Raw genomic sequence first — 12,500 nt, forward strand, 5'->3', positions numbered from 1 at the left:
GAAAACGATATGAACTCACTGTTCAACCGCATCAAATACTCTGTCCAGGCCGACCTTCATGAGCTGCTCGACAAAAAGGAAGAAAAAAACCCCGTCTCCCTTTTGAATGAATATCTCCGCCAGGCGGAAAAGCAGACCGAAGCAACTGGCCGGTTGCTTGACCGTCAGGCAAAACTAAAGGAAGAGCTTGAGAAAGAGCGGAAAGAAGCGGCAACCATGCTTGAGAAGCGCCGCAACCAGCTTGGAATTGCCGAGAAAGCGGGCATTGAAGACCTGGTCGCCTTCGCCCAGGACGAAATCCGTGCCTATGGCAACCGCGTCGACGAACTCGACCGCACGCTTGCCGAAACGGATGCCGAACTGATCGGCCTTGAGCGCAAGTATGAAGAGATGAAGCACAAGATCAAGGACATGAAAGTGCGCCAGCTCCAGCTGATGGGCAAGGAAAACGTGACGCGTGCCCACCGCCGCATGGACCAGGTGATCCAGGATGAAAGCAGCGGGATGGCTCCTTACTCCGAGATGAAGGCGTACGTCGAGCAGATCGGCGATAAGATCGAGAAAGAACATAGCCATGACACGATGGAGCGCCGGCTGGACGCGCTTGCGATCATCGAACAGGCAGAAAACACAGGAAAAGCCGACAAAGAAACCGTCTGACGGGGACATCGGCTCCAGGATTTTGTAAGATAGGAAGGGGGTCTCCCCCTTCTTTTGTGCATCATGCGGATCTACATGTCCGCTTTTACTGAAACCACCCGAAAGGAGGAACCCGCCATGCATCCATCGGCCGACCAGCTCCGGTTTATCGTGATCAGCTTCGTGCTGCTCGTGTTCATTGAAGCCGCCTTTTTCAGGGACGGCAACATCATCTTTGTCATCCTCGGCGGCGGGCTGGCGTATTATGGCTTCCGCCACCGCAATAAATGGATCCTCTGGACGGGTTTGTTCTTCCTCGGGATTGCGATTCTCTCCCTCTGGAGCCTCCGTCTGCTAATCCTCGCCGTGCTGGCCTACATTTTCATCAGCCTTTGGAAAGGCGTGCCGGCAGAGGAGATCACCCGGCCGCTCCGGGATGCCAGAAAGGAAACACCGAACGGCATCCTGAAAAACCGGCTGTTTTCCGTGCAATCGACGCCATTCAGCTCCTATGAGTGGGAAGATGTCCACATCCAGGGGGTCTTCGGCGACATTCATGTTGATGTGACGGAGACCGTACTTCCAAAAGGGACGTCATTCATTTCGATCCGGCAGGGCATCGGCAAGGTCAGGATCGACGTGCCGTATGAAATTCCCGTGCGCGTCCACTACACGTCACTTCTCGGCGACTCCCGGCTGTTCGGCCGCCACCAGAACCGCATCTTCAATGAACAGCTGCATATGAAAGACGGCTACGGGACAGAAGAGCGCCCGGCTGCCGAGCTGATCATCACTGTCTCCTCCTGGCTCGGGGACCTGGAGGTGTCGCGCAAATGAAGCACCTGATCGCACGCGCTTTCACCCTGTCCACCCTGTTCCTCACCGTCTCGGCTGCGATTGTGTTCTTGCTGCTCGGCATGCCGGATGACGATTGGTGGTTCCTGATCGAAGAGGAGCAATACGGCCTCCCGGCTGCGGTCTGGATCGTCGCGGGCTCCATTGCGGCCGGATGGATGCTCGCCTTCTGGGCGTCCGGGATCATCCGCACGAACATCCGCGCCGTCGAACAGCGGCTGTATGGCCTGCTCGAGACGGCACCCGGCAAAAAGCAGCGCAAACTCCCGGGTCCCACCGAGCGGGCAGTCGGTGAAGTGGAGGAACTTCTCACAACACAACGCGAACGCCTGAAGGAGATTTCCGACAAGCGGGCGGAAAACCAGGAGCAGATGGTCCAGGAACGGCTCGTACAGGAGCGTCAGCGGCTTGCCCGCGAGCTGCACGATTCCGTCTCCCAGCAGCTTTTCGCCGCCTCGATGCTCCTGTCCGCGATGGCGGAACGGGAACGCGCAGAGACCGGCGCCCCCTCGCGCACGCTCGAACAGGTCGAAAAAACCGTTCAGCAGGCACAGCTCGAGATGCGGGCGCTGCTCCTCCATCTGCGCCCCGCTCCGCTCAACAACAAGACACTTTCGGAAGGGCTCCGCGGACTTCTTCACGAATTGGATGAAAAGGTCCACTTTACGATCCGCGGGCGCATCGAGGACGTTCCGCTGTCCAAGGGAGCCGAAGACCATCTGTTCCGGATCGCCCAGGAAACACTGTCGAACACGCTGCGCCACGCAAAGGCGACCGAGCTCGATGTGCTGTTCGTCGAGCGGGACGGACTAGCGATTTTCCGCGTCCAGGATAACGGCATCGGGTTCCGGGACGGCGACGGCAAAAGCGGCTCCTACGGCCTGCGCAATGTGCGCGAACGCGCCATTGAAATCGGAGGCACATGCAAGATCGTCTCAGTGCCCTCGCAGGGAACGATTGTCGAAGTGAAGCTTCCGGTGACCCGCCCCGAAGAAGACGGCCAGCCGGAAAAAGAAGCGGACACCGCTCCGATTCCACTAAAGGAAATCGAGCCGGAGACCGCAACACCATCTGAAGAAACGGAGGAATCGAGATGATCCGGGTATTGCTCGCGGATGACCATGAAATGGTGCGAATCGGCGTATCTGCCTACCTTCAGGTCCAGCCTGACATGGAAGTGGTCGGCGAGGCCTCGAACGGGCGCGAGGCGGTCGACCTCGCGCTCCAGTTGCGGCCGGATATCATTCTGATGGACATGGTCATGCCGGAGATGAACGGCGCGGAGGCGACGGCCGCCATCATGAAGGAGTGGCCGGAGGCGAAGATCATGGTGGTCACGAGCTTTCTCGACGACGACAAGGTCTACCCGGCACTTGAGGCCGGCGCGTCCAGCTACATCCTGAAGACGTCGAAGGCGTCGCGTATTGCTGACGCCATCCGAGACACACTCGGCGGCCGGACGGTGCTCGAGCCCGAGGTGACGACAAAGATGATGCAGCGCATGCGCGGTACGGAGCGCGCGCCGCATGACGAGCTGACCGCGCGGGAGATGGAGATTCTCCTGCTGATTGCGAAGGGCAGGACAAACCAGGACATCTCCGACGAACTCTTTATCGCCCTCAAGACCGTCAAGACGCATGTCTCGAACATCCTCTCAAAGCTCGGCGTCGACGACCGCACACAGGCCGCGGTCTACGCCTACCAGAACGGACTCGCAGAATAAGAAAATCCGCGGTTTGCCGCGGAAAAGCAGGTGCATGTGATTGAACAACAACCAGAATTCCGCATTCATCCCGGTGGCGGTCATCTTGCTGATCGCCGCCATCCTGTTTCTCAATATCGTCCTCCCCGCCCTTCCGTTCCGTTGGATGATGGTCATCATCATCGCCATGATCGGCATCGCCGGCGCGCTCGTGATTTTGTGGATGCGGCGGAGAGGCGGCGGCCGCGGAGAGTGAGTGTCGGGATTCGCAGTTTGAGTGTCGCGATTGTCACGCTGAGTGTCGCGATTCGCTGCACGAATGTCTCGAAACTCTTCATGAATGTCTCGGTACCCTCCACGTATGTCCCGAAACTCTCCCCCCGCTGCATAACAAAAGCCGCTCCCCTGCCGGAAGCGGCTTTTTTTCGTATTCAATTATGCTTTCGACAAATGTACCATGGCGTTCAGGATGCCGCCGTGTACGCCTTCGTGCCAGACGGAAAACTGCAGGAGTTTTTCCCCTGTGTCCATATTGTGTCCGGCAATCTCAAGCGGGTGGCCGAGCTGGCCCTCAAGCTGGCCGTCAAGCGCTGCTGCGATGCGGTCTGTCTGTCCCTTTAGCGCGCTCAGAATCTCTTCGTTAGACGGGACGCCTTCGCCCCATCCTTCCGGGCTGGTCCCTGTGTTGAACAGGCCGACCCATTCCGGATGGACGATCTCAAAGTCCGGATTGATCATCTTCGTGAAGTTCTCGAGTGAGACGAAGATGTGGCCCGCGTTCCAGCGGACGTTGTTGCTGAAGCCCGGGTGAAGCTTGTCCCAGTCCGCCCCTTCCAGCTGTGACAGCTGTCCTAGCGTATAACCGCGCGCGAATTTCATCTGTTTTATTGTTGCCATTGGAATTCCTCCTTCAAGGTACTGTCTCCATTGTGGACGAATCGCCGGATTTTTTGAACTAAAACACACAAAACCGCTGACCGTGACGGGTCAGCGGTTTTGATTTATTCTTTTCCCGGATACCGTTCATTCGGCGCGGTGTCGTTGTAGCCTTTATCGAGGCCTTCGTCACCCTCGAATGCGGATGGCTCTCCTTTGCCGACGTCTTCATTTTCGTTTTCACGGAAGACGTCAGTCGAGTTGGATTCGGAAGGGTCGGCCAGCGGCAGTTCGCCTTCGTTGCGATCCCCGCGCTGCGGATCATAGTCGCGCGCGTTCGGATAGTTTTCATGTCTAGTCATGGTTTCCGCTCCTTTCACGGCTGACCCGGCTGCAAGCCGTCAGTCCATGGATGATTAGGCGGACCGATGTCCGCCCTTACCGGCGACACGCCGGATGCCCCGGCCGGGCCCGGAAATTGACGGGCGGCGAGCCGGAGCGTTCCCAGTCTCCCCTGTCTGCAGCAATCACCTGACTTGTTATTATCCTTTTCGTGCTTTCCATTTAAATTCCTGCCTAAAACTTCAAATTTACGGAAACTCAACAAACCGGCCTCAGGGAGACGGGGAATCGTGTTAGACTATTCCTTTTCCACACAACCCTTTAAACCTGCAGCCCCGGAAATGAACAAAAGGACCCTGATGACATGAGACACATCAGTCAATAACCCCGTTCACTTTCCCGTCGAGCGAAGCAATGCTTTCCTGGTTGCCGGCGACGATCAGCTTGTCCCCCGTCCTGAACTCCTCATCGGGGTCAGGGTTGCTGAGGACGCCTTCTTCCCGTCCGATGGCGAGCAGCGTGATGCCGAACTCCCGGCGCAGATTCGATGATTCCACTGACTTTCCGGTAAGCGGACACTTTTCTCCCAAAACGACCTCGCCTACGACGAACTCCTTTTTTTCTGCCATCATGAGGTCATTGATAAAATCAATGCCGGACGGGCTCACGACGGACAGCGCAAGCTCACGGCCGCCGATGCTTGACGGGTTGATGACACGGGTGGCCCCCGCACGCTTCAGCACTTCCTCGGAACCTTCTTTCTCGGCGCGGGCCGCGACCTCGATATCCTCGCTCATCCCTTTTGCCGTCAGCGTGATAAAGACATTATCCGCGTCGCTGTCGAGAGCAGCGATCAGCCCGCGGGCCTTGTCCGTGCGCGCCTTTTCAAGAATGTCCCGGTCCGTCGGATCACCGATCAGACGGAGCGTTCCCTGGTCCACCACCTCGAGAAGCTCGTCTTCGTTGTCATGTATGTACAAAACCTTAAGTTCCTCTTCCATATTACGCAGTTCACGGTATACCTGCTGGGCGACGCGGCCGAACCCGCACACGATGATGTGGTCTTCCAGCTTATCAATTTCATGATCCATCTGCTTATCCCACACTTTCTCAGACAGCTGTTTTTCGATCAGATATGATGCCGCGGTACCGAGCCCGTACGTGACAACTCCTGCGCCGAACGGCACAACCAGCAACGCAAAACGCCGGCCTTCATCGGTCACGGGATACATGTCCCCATAGCCGATCGTCATGACAGAAATAATCGTCATCCATAGTGAATCGAAAAATGACAGGCTCTCGTAATGCATGAACCCGACAATCCCGACCCCGACCAAGAGGACGACCAACAAACTGAGAAATAGCAGCCGCCGGTAGCCGGTCGGAATGTCGAGCCATTTTTTCCTGAACATAATCATCCTTCTTTCCGGGGTCTGGTCTTTTTCTCTTACCCCGGGAGACGTGCCGATAACCGCAACCCTCGGGCGGACCGTCCGTCCTATTATTGGAAAACACAGACTTGGGAGGGATAGCTGATGAAAAAACTCGTGCCGGCCGCTTTAGCTGCCATGATGTTAATGCTTTCCGGCTGCGGCGCGCCGAAAACGGCAGCGGACCACGGCAGCGGTCTATCAGTGGAAATGCAGACCGGTGGCCAGTACCGTCACGTTCAGCTGATCCGCTATGAAAACGGCGAGAAGGTGCCGGGTGAAAATGTGGTCAACGCAGACGGCAGCCAGTTTAAGGATGGTGAAGTCATCTGGTTCGATGTCCAGCCCGGGGAATGGAAAGAAACGACTGCATTCGCACTGTCAGTCAGCACGGACGGGACCGGGGTCGGCGCCAGGCAGACGAAGCCTGTGGAACTGGAAGAGGGCAAGGATTGGGCACACGCGGTGTTCAGTGACGACGGCCTGATCATCGAGGAAGCGGATTGACGGACGCAGGCGGGCTGTTCCGCAGAAAAATCATCGCCGCTTCCCTGGCAGGCGCTGTGTTCGCCGTCCTCCTCGGCCTCCTCACACCAGATCCGTTCGGGGAATTCCCGGCAACACCCGGCGGCTTCCTGAATGCCTTCACGCTGACCGTCCCTATCTACCTGATGTACAGCTTCCCGGTCATTCTTTTGGTCGGCGTGCCGGCATCACTGCTTGCAGACTTTCTTGCGGCGCGCCTTTCGCGCGGATTCCGGAAGCCTTGGGCTGAGCCGGTGATTTCCGGCGTACTGCATGCCGCATTCGGATTGGTAGCTCTCGGCTACGGCGTGGCGGCGGCCCTTCTCGGGTTCATAGCGGACCGGCTGCTCAGGAAAAAACCGAAACCCGGATGGCCCGCTGCCCTTAAGAGCCTTGCGGTTCCTGCACTTGTCTGGCTCTTCTTCATGTTCATCGTCTACATGAAGGAACTGCCGGGTGATTTTCCTGCCCTGCTGCAGGCCATCCTATAAGAAAAAGAGCTTCCGGCCCGATGCCGAAAGCTCCTTTTATAAGGGCGAGAGTTTGCCCATCCATCTTTCATCCCTGCAGATGATGAGCGTGTTCTTTCCTGACCGTACATCCTTCAATCAAATCTTTGTATTTAAAGAAAAACACGGCTTGCCCAAGAAAACATGCTGATATGCGCTCTGAGGAATAGGCAGTCACCTCATTCACTCAAATGAATATCTTATTTGGAATGCTTTATTAGGGGGAATCGGTGTGGGCTACTATGTCACTGTTGAACCGGGTGTGAAATTATATGTAGAAGATATAAATCCTGAGGGCAGTAAGACGATCGTCTTCCTGCATGGTTGGCCTTTAAGCCATAAACAGTTTGAATATCAATTTAACGTTCTTCCCCATAAGGGTTATCGCTGTATCGGAATTGACTGGAGAGGATTCGGAAAGTCAGATCAACCAATAAGCGGATACAGTTTTGACCGGCTGGCGGATGATATCCGTGCAGTGGTGGATGCACTTCAATTGGATCAGTTCACTCTTGCGGGTCACTCCACAGGCGGAGCCATTGCGATTCGGTATATGTCCCGCCATCATGGTTACGGTGTATCCAACCTTGTCCTGATTGATGCTGCCGCTCCTACAGGGTTTTCCACTGAGACTGCAGCCAGGTTCCTGACTCAGGCGCTAAATGACCGTCCCAAGATGATGCGGGAAGTGACAGAGAACTTTTTCTTCCAATACATTACCCCTCCATTTTCTGAGTGGTTTCTCCAATTGGGCTTTCAGGCCGCAGGCTGGTCAACGGCAGCGATCATCACTACATTGCGAGATGAAAAGCTTGATTCCGATTTGCCAAAGATCCACGTTCCAACCTTGATTGTTCATGGTGTTCACGACAAGGTGATCCCTTTTGCACAAGCCCAGCACCTTAATCAGCAAATAAAGAATTCACAGCTTGTTCCGTTTCACTACAGCGGTCATGGTCTGTTCTTTGAAGAACATGACAAGTTTAACAAGCTGCTCAGAAGGTTTATTAGAAGCACCGAGAAATAGGAAAAGCGCTCCTGCAGAGCCACCTGCAGGAGCGCTTTTCCTTGTCGTGCGTCTTCTGAATCCACTATCCGCCGCTTGATTTCGTCATTCACGGCGCTAATCTCGTCATTCGGCTGCGCAATCTCGTCATTCAGCGTTTCAATCTCGTCATTCGCAGCGTCGATTTCGTCATTCATCCCTCACGCTCTCGGAACGGCAACCGTCACTTTGAACAGGTCCCCGTCCATCTCGATCGTCATCCGGCCTTCATGCAGGTCGACAATCGACTGCGCGATGGCGAGGCCGAGACCCGAACCCTCGGTATGGCGGGAGGCGTCGCCGCGCTTGAAGCGCTCGAACAGTTCATCCGCATTGTCGCCAAGTTCGTACCGGGAAACGTTCTTAATCGTAAATCGGACTTCCGGGGTCACTTCTTCCGCCTCGTCCAGCGTGACATACACCCGTGTGCCCGGCATCGCATACTTGAGCGCGTTCTGGATCAGGTTGTCGATGACACGCCACCATTTCTGGCCATCGACCGAAGCCGGCAGCGGGCCTTCCGCGATGTTGATCCGGAAGTCGAGCGGGGACGCGGCGATTTCCTCGCCGTGCTCGGCGATTGCCTGCCGGACGAGTTCCACGAGGTCGACCCGTTGGCGGTTCAGCTCCACATTGCCGCTCGCCATCTTGGAGACATCGAACAGGTCGTCAATGAGCGTCTTCAGCCGCTGGGATTTGCGGTCGAGGACATCCACATACTCCGCGCGTTCCTCGGCCGTCAGATCCGGCTTCTTCAACAGATCGGTGTAGGTGATGATCGACGTCAGCGGCGTGCGCAGGTCGTGGCTGACATTCGTGATCAGCTCTGTTTTGAGCCGCTCGCTTCTTGCCTGTTCGGACATGGAGAGCCGGACGCCTTGCCGGAGCCGGTTCAGGTCCGAAGCGTGCTTTGCGAACAGACTTGTTCCTTTTACCGGAACCTCTTCGGCCAGGCGGCCAGCCGCCATCCGGCCGGTCGCATCAATGATCCGGTTCAGATAACCGGTCCGCCGGATCATGAACAACAGCACCGGCAGGGCAACCGTAAAGAAAAGGAACAGCCAGATAGCCCCAAGCACCACACTCTCTACGCCATCTCTGAACCCAAAGAGAACTACACCCCCGAATCCAAGGCCTGCAAGGAAAATCACAACGAGCATGAACATCACCTGCGTGCCGAGTTTTCTGTTCAGGAAGAACGCCCGCAGATCATCCGCGGCTTTCCTGATGTAGGCACGCTCCAGATCCTGCCCGATCCGTTCGCTGTCCGAAAACCGCCGGACAACATGAAGGATCAGAAAAACTGCCACACCAAGCGCCAGCACGAAGAACATCGCGTTGGCGGCCAGTTCCGAGTATAGGAAACTGCCTGTATGATGAACAAAATTCATGAAGGTTTCTTTCATATATTCAGCGAATGCGAGCGCGATCAGCGATGCAACTGCTGCTGCCGCCGTCACGACATCAATCGGGAAACGTTCCAACTTCTGCGACAGCGCGTTCCCTTTCCAGACTGAAGGCTGGAGCCGGAACACGGTAAACAGGAGCGCAAGAGCTAGAAGGCCCGCCAGCCAGACCCCCACATACGCACGCTGTTCCGCTTTGAACACGGTATACCCCCAGGCAAGCTGGTCATCATTCAGATAAACCTCATCCCTGGTCCCCCGGTGCGCCGCTTCGTTCAGCACAGACTGCGGGACAATCACCGTTCCCTCGAAGGTTTTCACTTCATTCGGAATCAGGCTGCTTGCCTCACCCGTGTAGTCCAGATCCCTCGTAATCTGTGATGCCCGCAGATAGCCGTCTTTCTCGTTGAAGGTTCGCTTGTAAGCCGCTTCCTCACGGATATTACCGCTCGTATAAGTTTCGCCGGTTGCCGTATCGGTCAGCTCGTAGTAGACATGGCGTACATGGTTCTCGAACGACGGCCGGTTCTCCCGGAGCGTCTTCATATACTCATCGATGACCCGGCCTTTTTCGGCACGGACCTTTTCCGCGACATGTTTGTCATCCAGGAAGTTCTGCCGGATGTCCTCAAGCTTTTCGTCCCGCTCCGCGGCAAGCGCCTCTTTTTCGTCCGCACTCTCCGCCGCACCGATCCTGCCTTCATACTGATCTCTGATCGATGCCAGCTGATCTTCGAGGTTTCCGAAACGGTACCGGTGTTCATCCATCTCCTCTTCCGTGACCCCGATGCTTTTCTTGGCCTCTTCCGGCTCGACCGGATTCAGGACGTACGGCCCGATCTGGTTGTAGAAGAAGTCCATGCTGCTACGGAAGCCGTCTGTTTCGGTGTACGACTTCCCGATGATCCGCGGCCCCGCCTCGATCAGCACCATCACGGAAAAAAGGGCGAATGCGGCAAGCGCCAGCCAGACGGCCTGTGTCCACTTACCCTTGGGCATCAGAGTACACTTCCTTTCAGAACATTACGGAGCCGGGCGATCGTCTCCGCCGCGTCCACGCCACGGCTGTCGAAAAAGTCCGCGATAAATCCCGAGCAGTAGATGAGGCTTGCAGCCGCAAGCACCAAAGCAATGACGGATAGCCAGATGTCACTTTTCGATTTTATAGCCAATGCCCCACACCACCTTCAGGTATCTCGGATTTTTCGGGTCTGCCTCGATCTTCTCGCGGATTTTCCGGATATGGACGGCGACGATATTGTCGGCGTTGTACGCCTGTTCGTTCCACACCCGCTCATAGATGTCATTGATTGAAAACACCCGTCCGGCATTTTGCATAAGCAATTCGGTAATCCGATATTCGATCGGTGTCAGCTTTGCCGGTTCGCCGTCCACCAGTAATTCCTTGGACTCCGGATTCAGCGTCAGCCCGCCGACACGGGTTTCGCCGCCCGTGTCTGTATACGTGCCCAGACGGACATAACGCCTGAGCTGCGACTTCACGCGCGCCATCAGTTCCATCGGGTGGAACGGCTTGGTCACATAGTCGTCCGCCCCGACCGAAAGCCCATGGATCTTGTCCGTCTCTTCGGACTTTGCACTCAGCATGATGATCGGGATGTTCCTCGAGTCCCTGATGCGGAACGTCGCCTGGATGCCGTCCATTTCAGGCATCATGATATCGAGGATGATCAGATGCACTTCATTTTCCTCCAGAAGCCGGAGCGCTTCCGATCCATCGCCAGCCTTGAGCACATCGTAGCCTTCGTTTTTCAGATAAATTTCGATGCCGTCCCGGATCTCCTTGTCATCGTCGACGACCAGCACCTTAAACCGTTCCATAAAGAGCCGCCCCTTTCATGTTGATTTTATTGTACCGCGGAAAACTGAAGAAAAATAAAGGGGAAAAATGAAGATTTTCTTAAGGAAGAAAAGCGGAGCAGGTCCTCACCCGGTTGCACCGATGAATGAAACATTCCCTTCCCGGGCATTCTGGAAGTGGAGGTGCAACATGAGCAAAAATAAGAAAGAGCATAATAAGCCCGGCAGCACGAAAAACCGTGAGGAATACGGTTACGGCTATGACATCAGCATCGATGACCTGGGTGTCATCGGGCAAAATGAAGCCGCGAAAAAACAGAAGCCCCGCAACACTAAAAAAGAAGAAAGTTGAAAAGGGCGGCCGTCCGGGACGGCTGCCCTTTTTACAAGAACTATTCCTTTTCTTTGCTAATCTGCTTGCGGAAATACGGTGTTTGCTCCTCATCCGGACCGCGCTTGCCGAATGTAAGGACGATCAGCCCCGCAAGCAGCAGGCCGACACCCATCCATGCAAAGAAGTTCAGTTCTTCGCCGACTATCGCGACGCCAAGGATCGCTGCGGTAAGCGGTTCGGCAAGTGCAAGGGTGACGGCGGTTGCGGCCGGCAGCTCCTTTAAACCTGAGGAATAGAGAAGATAGGCGACCGCAGTCGCGGCAACCGCAATGTAAATAATGACTGAGATTCCTTCCTGGGAGCGAAGGCCATCCAGCGGATAAATGAAGAGGAATGGTGACAGCAGCATTGCGCTGATCGTGAAGACGACACCGACGGCCGCGGCGGGATTCGCAAATTCCAGTACGATCTTGCTGGTCATGGAATAGACGGCAAATGTCAGCCCGGCACCCAATGCCAGCAGGACACCTGACGGATTGACGGAAACGTCATCGCCTGTCAAAAGCAGAAGTGCACATCCTGCAACCGCAAGCACAGTGGCCATCGCCCATCTTCTGGACGGCCGGCGCCTCAGGATGATCCATTCAATCAGTCCCGCAAACACCGGCGCGCTGCCGATACCTGTCACTGTGCCGACCGCGACACCCGTCAGACGGACTGAACCGAAGAAAAAGGGCTGGAAAAGCGCCATCGCGACAGCTGCGACCAGCGTCGCCCGCCATGGCCACTCCCCGAAGTTCACCCGGCGCATCGCGATTGCGAAAAATAGGAGGATCAGGCCGCCGCCGGCAAGCCGGAGCGCTCCAACAGTCAGCGGATGGACGCTTTCGGGAAGATAGGACTGAGCCGTGCCTGTTGTCCCCCACAAAATCGCGCCAATCAGCACACTGATAAACGGCAGCAAATTCAAGTCGACCCCTCCTTTATCCCATTATTCTGATATGACTATATCACAA

16 protein-coding genes are annotated in these 12,500 nt (G+C 55.9%); 9 read left to right on the forward strand and 7 right to left on the reverse strand.

Annotation, left to right across the window (positions count from 1 at the left end):
* Positions 1-9: 9 nt before the first annotated feature.
* The 5 genes from AC6CHQ_RS02870 to AC6CHQ_RS02890 all read left to right on the forward strand — a co-directional run bounded on the left by AC6CHQ_RS02870 (position 10) and on the right by AC6CHQ_RS02890 (position 3,452).
* A complete protein-coding gene (locus AC6CHQ_RS02870; RefSeq protein ID WP_251239890.1) occupies positions 10-660 on the forward strand; it encodes a PspA/IM30 family protein in 651 nt (216 codons plus the stop codon).
* A gap of 117 nt (positions 661-777) precedes the next feature.
* The gene (liaF, locus tag AC6CHQ_RS02875) at positions 778-1,476 is read left to right on the forward strand and encodes a cell wall-active antibiotics response protein LiaF (protein WP_498080844.1); all 699 of its coding nucleotides are present in this window, start codon (positions 778-780) and stop codon (positions 1,474-1,476) included.
* Positions 1,473-2,591, forward strand: a complete 1,119-nt coding sequence (locus AC6CHQ_RS02880) for a sensor histidine kinase (RefSeq protein ID WP_498080845.1) — start codon at positions 1,473-1,475, stop codon at positions 2,589-2,591. The genes liaF and AC6CHQ_RS02880 overlap by 4 nt, the downstream gene beginning before the upstream one ends.
* The gene (locus tag AC6CHQ_RS02885; protein ID WP_251239887.1) at positions 2,588-3,217 is read left to right on the forward strand and encodes a response regulator; all 630 of its coding nucleotides are present in this window, start codon (positions 2,588-2,590) and stop codon (positions 3,215-3,217) included. The genes AC6CHQ_RS02880 and AC6CHQ_RS02885 overlap by 4 nt, the downstream gene beginning before the upstream one ends.
* A gap of 40 nt (positions 3,218-3,257) precedes the next feature.
* Positions 3,258-3,452 carry a hypothetical protein gene (locus AC6CHQ_RS02890; protein WP_498080846.1) on the forward strand — a complete coding sequence of 65 codons (195 nt, stop codon included), beginning with the start codon at positions 3,258-3,260 and terminating at the stop codon, positions 3,450-3,452.
* A 179-nt stretch (positions 3,453-3,631) separates the two neighbouring features.
* On the opposite strand, the gene AC6CHQ_RS02895 is transcribed toward AC6CHQ_RS02890, so the two are convergent.
* The 3 genes from AC6CHQ_RS02895 to AC6CHQ_RS02905 form a co-directional block, all read right to left on the reverse strand.
* Positions 3,632-4,093 (reverse strand): DinB family protein, encoded by a 462-nt coding sequence (locus AC6CHQ_RS02895; protein WP_498080847.1) that lies wholly within the window; start codon positions 4,091-4,093, stop codon positions 3,632-3,634.
* A gap of 104 nt (positions 4,094-4,197) precedes the next feature.
* The gene (locus AC6CHQ_RS02900; RefSeq protein ID WP_092050441.1) at positions 4,198-4,434 is read right to left on the reverse strand and encodes a hypothetical protein; all 237 of its coding nucleotides are present in this window, start codon (positions 4,432-4,434) and stop codon (positions 4,198-4,200) included.
* Between the two features lie 354 nt (positions 4,435-4,788).
* A complete protein-coding gene (locus AC6CHQ_RS02905) occupies positions 4,789-5,826 on the reverse strand; it encodes a potassium channel family protein (protein ID WP_498080848.1) in 1,038 nt (345 codons plus the stop codon).
* 123 nt (positions 5,827-5,949) lie between these two features.
* On the opposite strand from AC6CHQ_RS02905, the gene AC6CHQ_RS02910 reads away from it, so the two are divergent.
* The 3 genes from AC6CHQ_RS02910 (at position 5,950) to AC6CHQ_RS02920 (ending at position 7,905) form a co-directional block, all read left to right on the forward strand.
* Complete coding sequence (locus AC6CHQ_RS02910) at positions 5,950-6,351, forward strand: hypothetical protein (RefSeq protein WP_251239885.1); 402 nt, start codon at positions 5,950-5,952, stop codon at positions 6,349-6,351.
* Entirely contained in the window at positions 6,348-6,860 is a 513-nt protein-coding gene (locus tag AC6CHQ_RS02915) for a hypothetical protein (protein WP_251239884.1), read from the forward strand. The genes AC6CHQ_RS02910 and AC6CHQ_RS02915 overlap by 4 nt, the downstream gene beginning before the upstream one ends.
* 250 nt (positions 6,861-7,110) lie before the next feature.
* Entirely contained in the window at positions 7,111-7,905 is a 795-nt protein-coding gene (locus AC6CHQ_RS02920) for an alpha/beta fold hydrolase (protein ID WP_498080849.1), read from the forward strand.
* Positions 7,906-8,084: 179 nt separating this feature from the next.
* Here the strand turns inward: AC6CHQ_RS02920 and AC6CHQ_RS02925 are convergent, their stop codons facing one another.
* The 3 genes from AC6CHQ_RS02925 to AC6CHQ_RS02935 are packed head-to-tail and all read right to left on the reverse strand — an operon-like array spanning position 8,085 to position 11,171.
* Positions 8,085-10,328: a sensor histidine kinase gene (locus AC6CHQ_RS02925; protein WP_251239881.1), complete on the reverse strand. Its 2,244-nt coding sequence runs from the start codon at positions 10,326-10,328 to the stop codon at positions 8,085-8,087.
* Positions 10,328-10,501 (reverse strand): hypothetical protein, encoded by a 174-nt coding sequence (locus AC6CHQ_RS02930; protein WP_177168270.1) that lies wholly within the window; start codon positions 10,499-10,501, stop codon positions 10,328-10,330. The genes AC6CHQ_RS02925 and AC6CHQ_RS02930 overlap by 1 nt, the downstream gene beginning before the upstream one ends.
* Complete coding sequence (locus AC6CHQ_RS02935; RefSeq protein WP_092050459.1) at positions 10,479-11,171, reverse strand: response regulator transcription factor; 693 nt, start codon at positions 11,169-11,171, stop codon at positions 10,479-10,481. The genes AC6CHQ_RS02930 and AC6CHQ_RS02935 overlap by 23 nt, the downstream gene beginning before the upstream one ends.
* A 169-nt stretch (positions 11,172-11,340) precedes the next feature.
* Between AC6CHQ_RS02935 and AC6CHQ_RS02940 the strand changes: the two genes are divergently transcribed.
* Entirely contained in the window at positions 11,341-11,502 is a 162-nt protein-coding gene (locus tag AC6CHQ_RS02940; protein ID WP_251239880.1) for a hypothetical protein, read from the forward strand.
* 40 nt (positions 11,503-11,542) lie between these two features.
* Here AC6CHQ_RS02940 and AC6CHQ_RS02945 read toward each other — a convergent pair whose 3' ends face one another.
* The gene (locus tag AC6CHQ_RS02945) at positions 11,543-12,454 is read right to left on the reverse strand and encodes a DMT family transporter (protein WP_251239879.1); all 912 of its coding nucleotides are present in this window, start codon (positions 12,452-12,454) and stop codon (positions 11,543-11,545) included.
* Positions 12,455-12,500 lie beyond the last annotated feature (46 nt).

This window comes from Bhargavaea sp. GQ12 (genome assembly GCF_059758705.1).

Bases quoted from the DNA above. Each gene is read 5' to 3' on its own strand.
- AC6CHQ_RS02870 (WP_251239890.1), top strand. From the start codon at position 10: ATGAACTCACTGTTCAACCGCATCAAATACTCTGTCCAGGCCGACCTT.
- liaF (WP_498080844.1), top strand. From the start codon at position 778: ATGCATCCATCGGCCGACCAGCTCCGGTTTATCGTGATCAGCTTCGTG.
- AC6CHQ_RS02880 (WP_498080845.1), top strand. From the start codon at position 1,473: ATGAAGCACCTGATCGCACGCGCTTTCACCCTGTCCACCCTGTTCCTC.
- AC6CHQ_RS02885 (WP_251239887.1), top strand. From the start codon at position 2,588: ATGATCCGGGTATTGCTCGCGGATGACCATGAAATGGTGCGAATCGGC.
- AC6CHQ_RS02895 (WP_498080847.1), bottom strand. From the start codon at position 4,093: ATGGCAACAATAAAACAGATGAAATTCGCGCGCGGTTATACGCTAGGA.
- AC6CHQ_RS02900 (WP_092050441.1), bottom strand. From the start codon at position 4,434: ATGACTAGACATGAAAACTATCCGAACGCGCGCGACTATGATCCGCAG.
- AC6CHQ_RS02905 (WP_498080848.1), bottom strand. From the start codon at position 5,826: ATGTTCAGGAAAAAATGGCTCGACATTCCGACCGGCTACCGGCGGCTG.
- AC6CHQ_RS02910 (WP_251239885.1), top strand. From the start codon at position 5,950: ATGAAAAAACTCGTGCCGGCCGCTTTAGCTGCCATGATGTTAATGCTT.
- AC6CHQ_RS02925 (WP_251239881.1), bottom strand. From the start codon at position 10,328: ATGCCCAAGGGTAAGTGGACACAGGCCGTCTGGCTGGCGCTTGCCGCA.
- AC6CHQ_RS02935 (WP_092050459.1), bottom strand. From the start codon at position 11,171: ATGGAACGGTTTAAGGTGCTGGTCGTCGACGATGACAAGGAGATCCGG.
- AC6CHQ_RS02940 (WP_251239880.1), top strand. From the start codon at position 11,341: ATGAGCAAAAATAAGAAAGAGCATAATAAGCCCGGCAGCACGAAAAAC.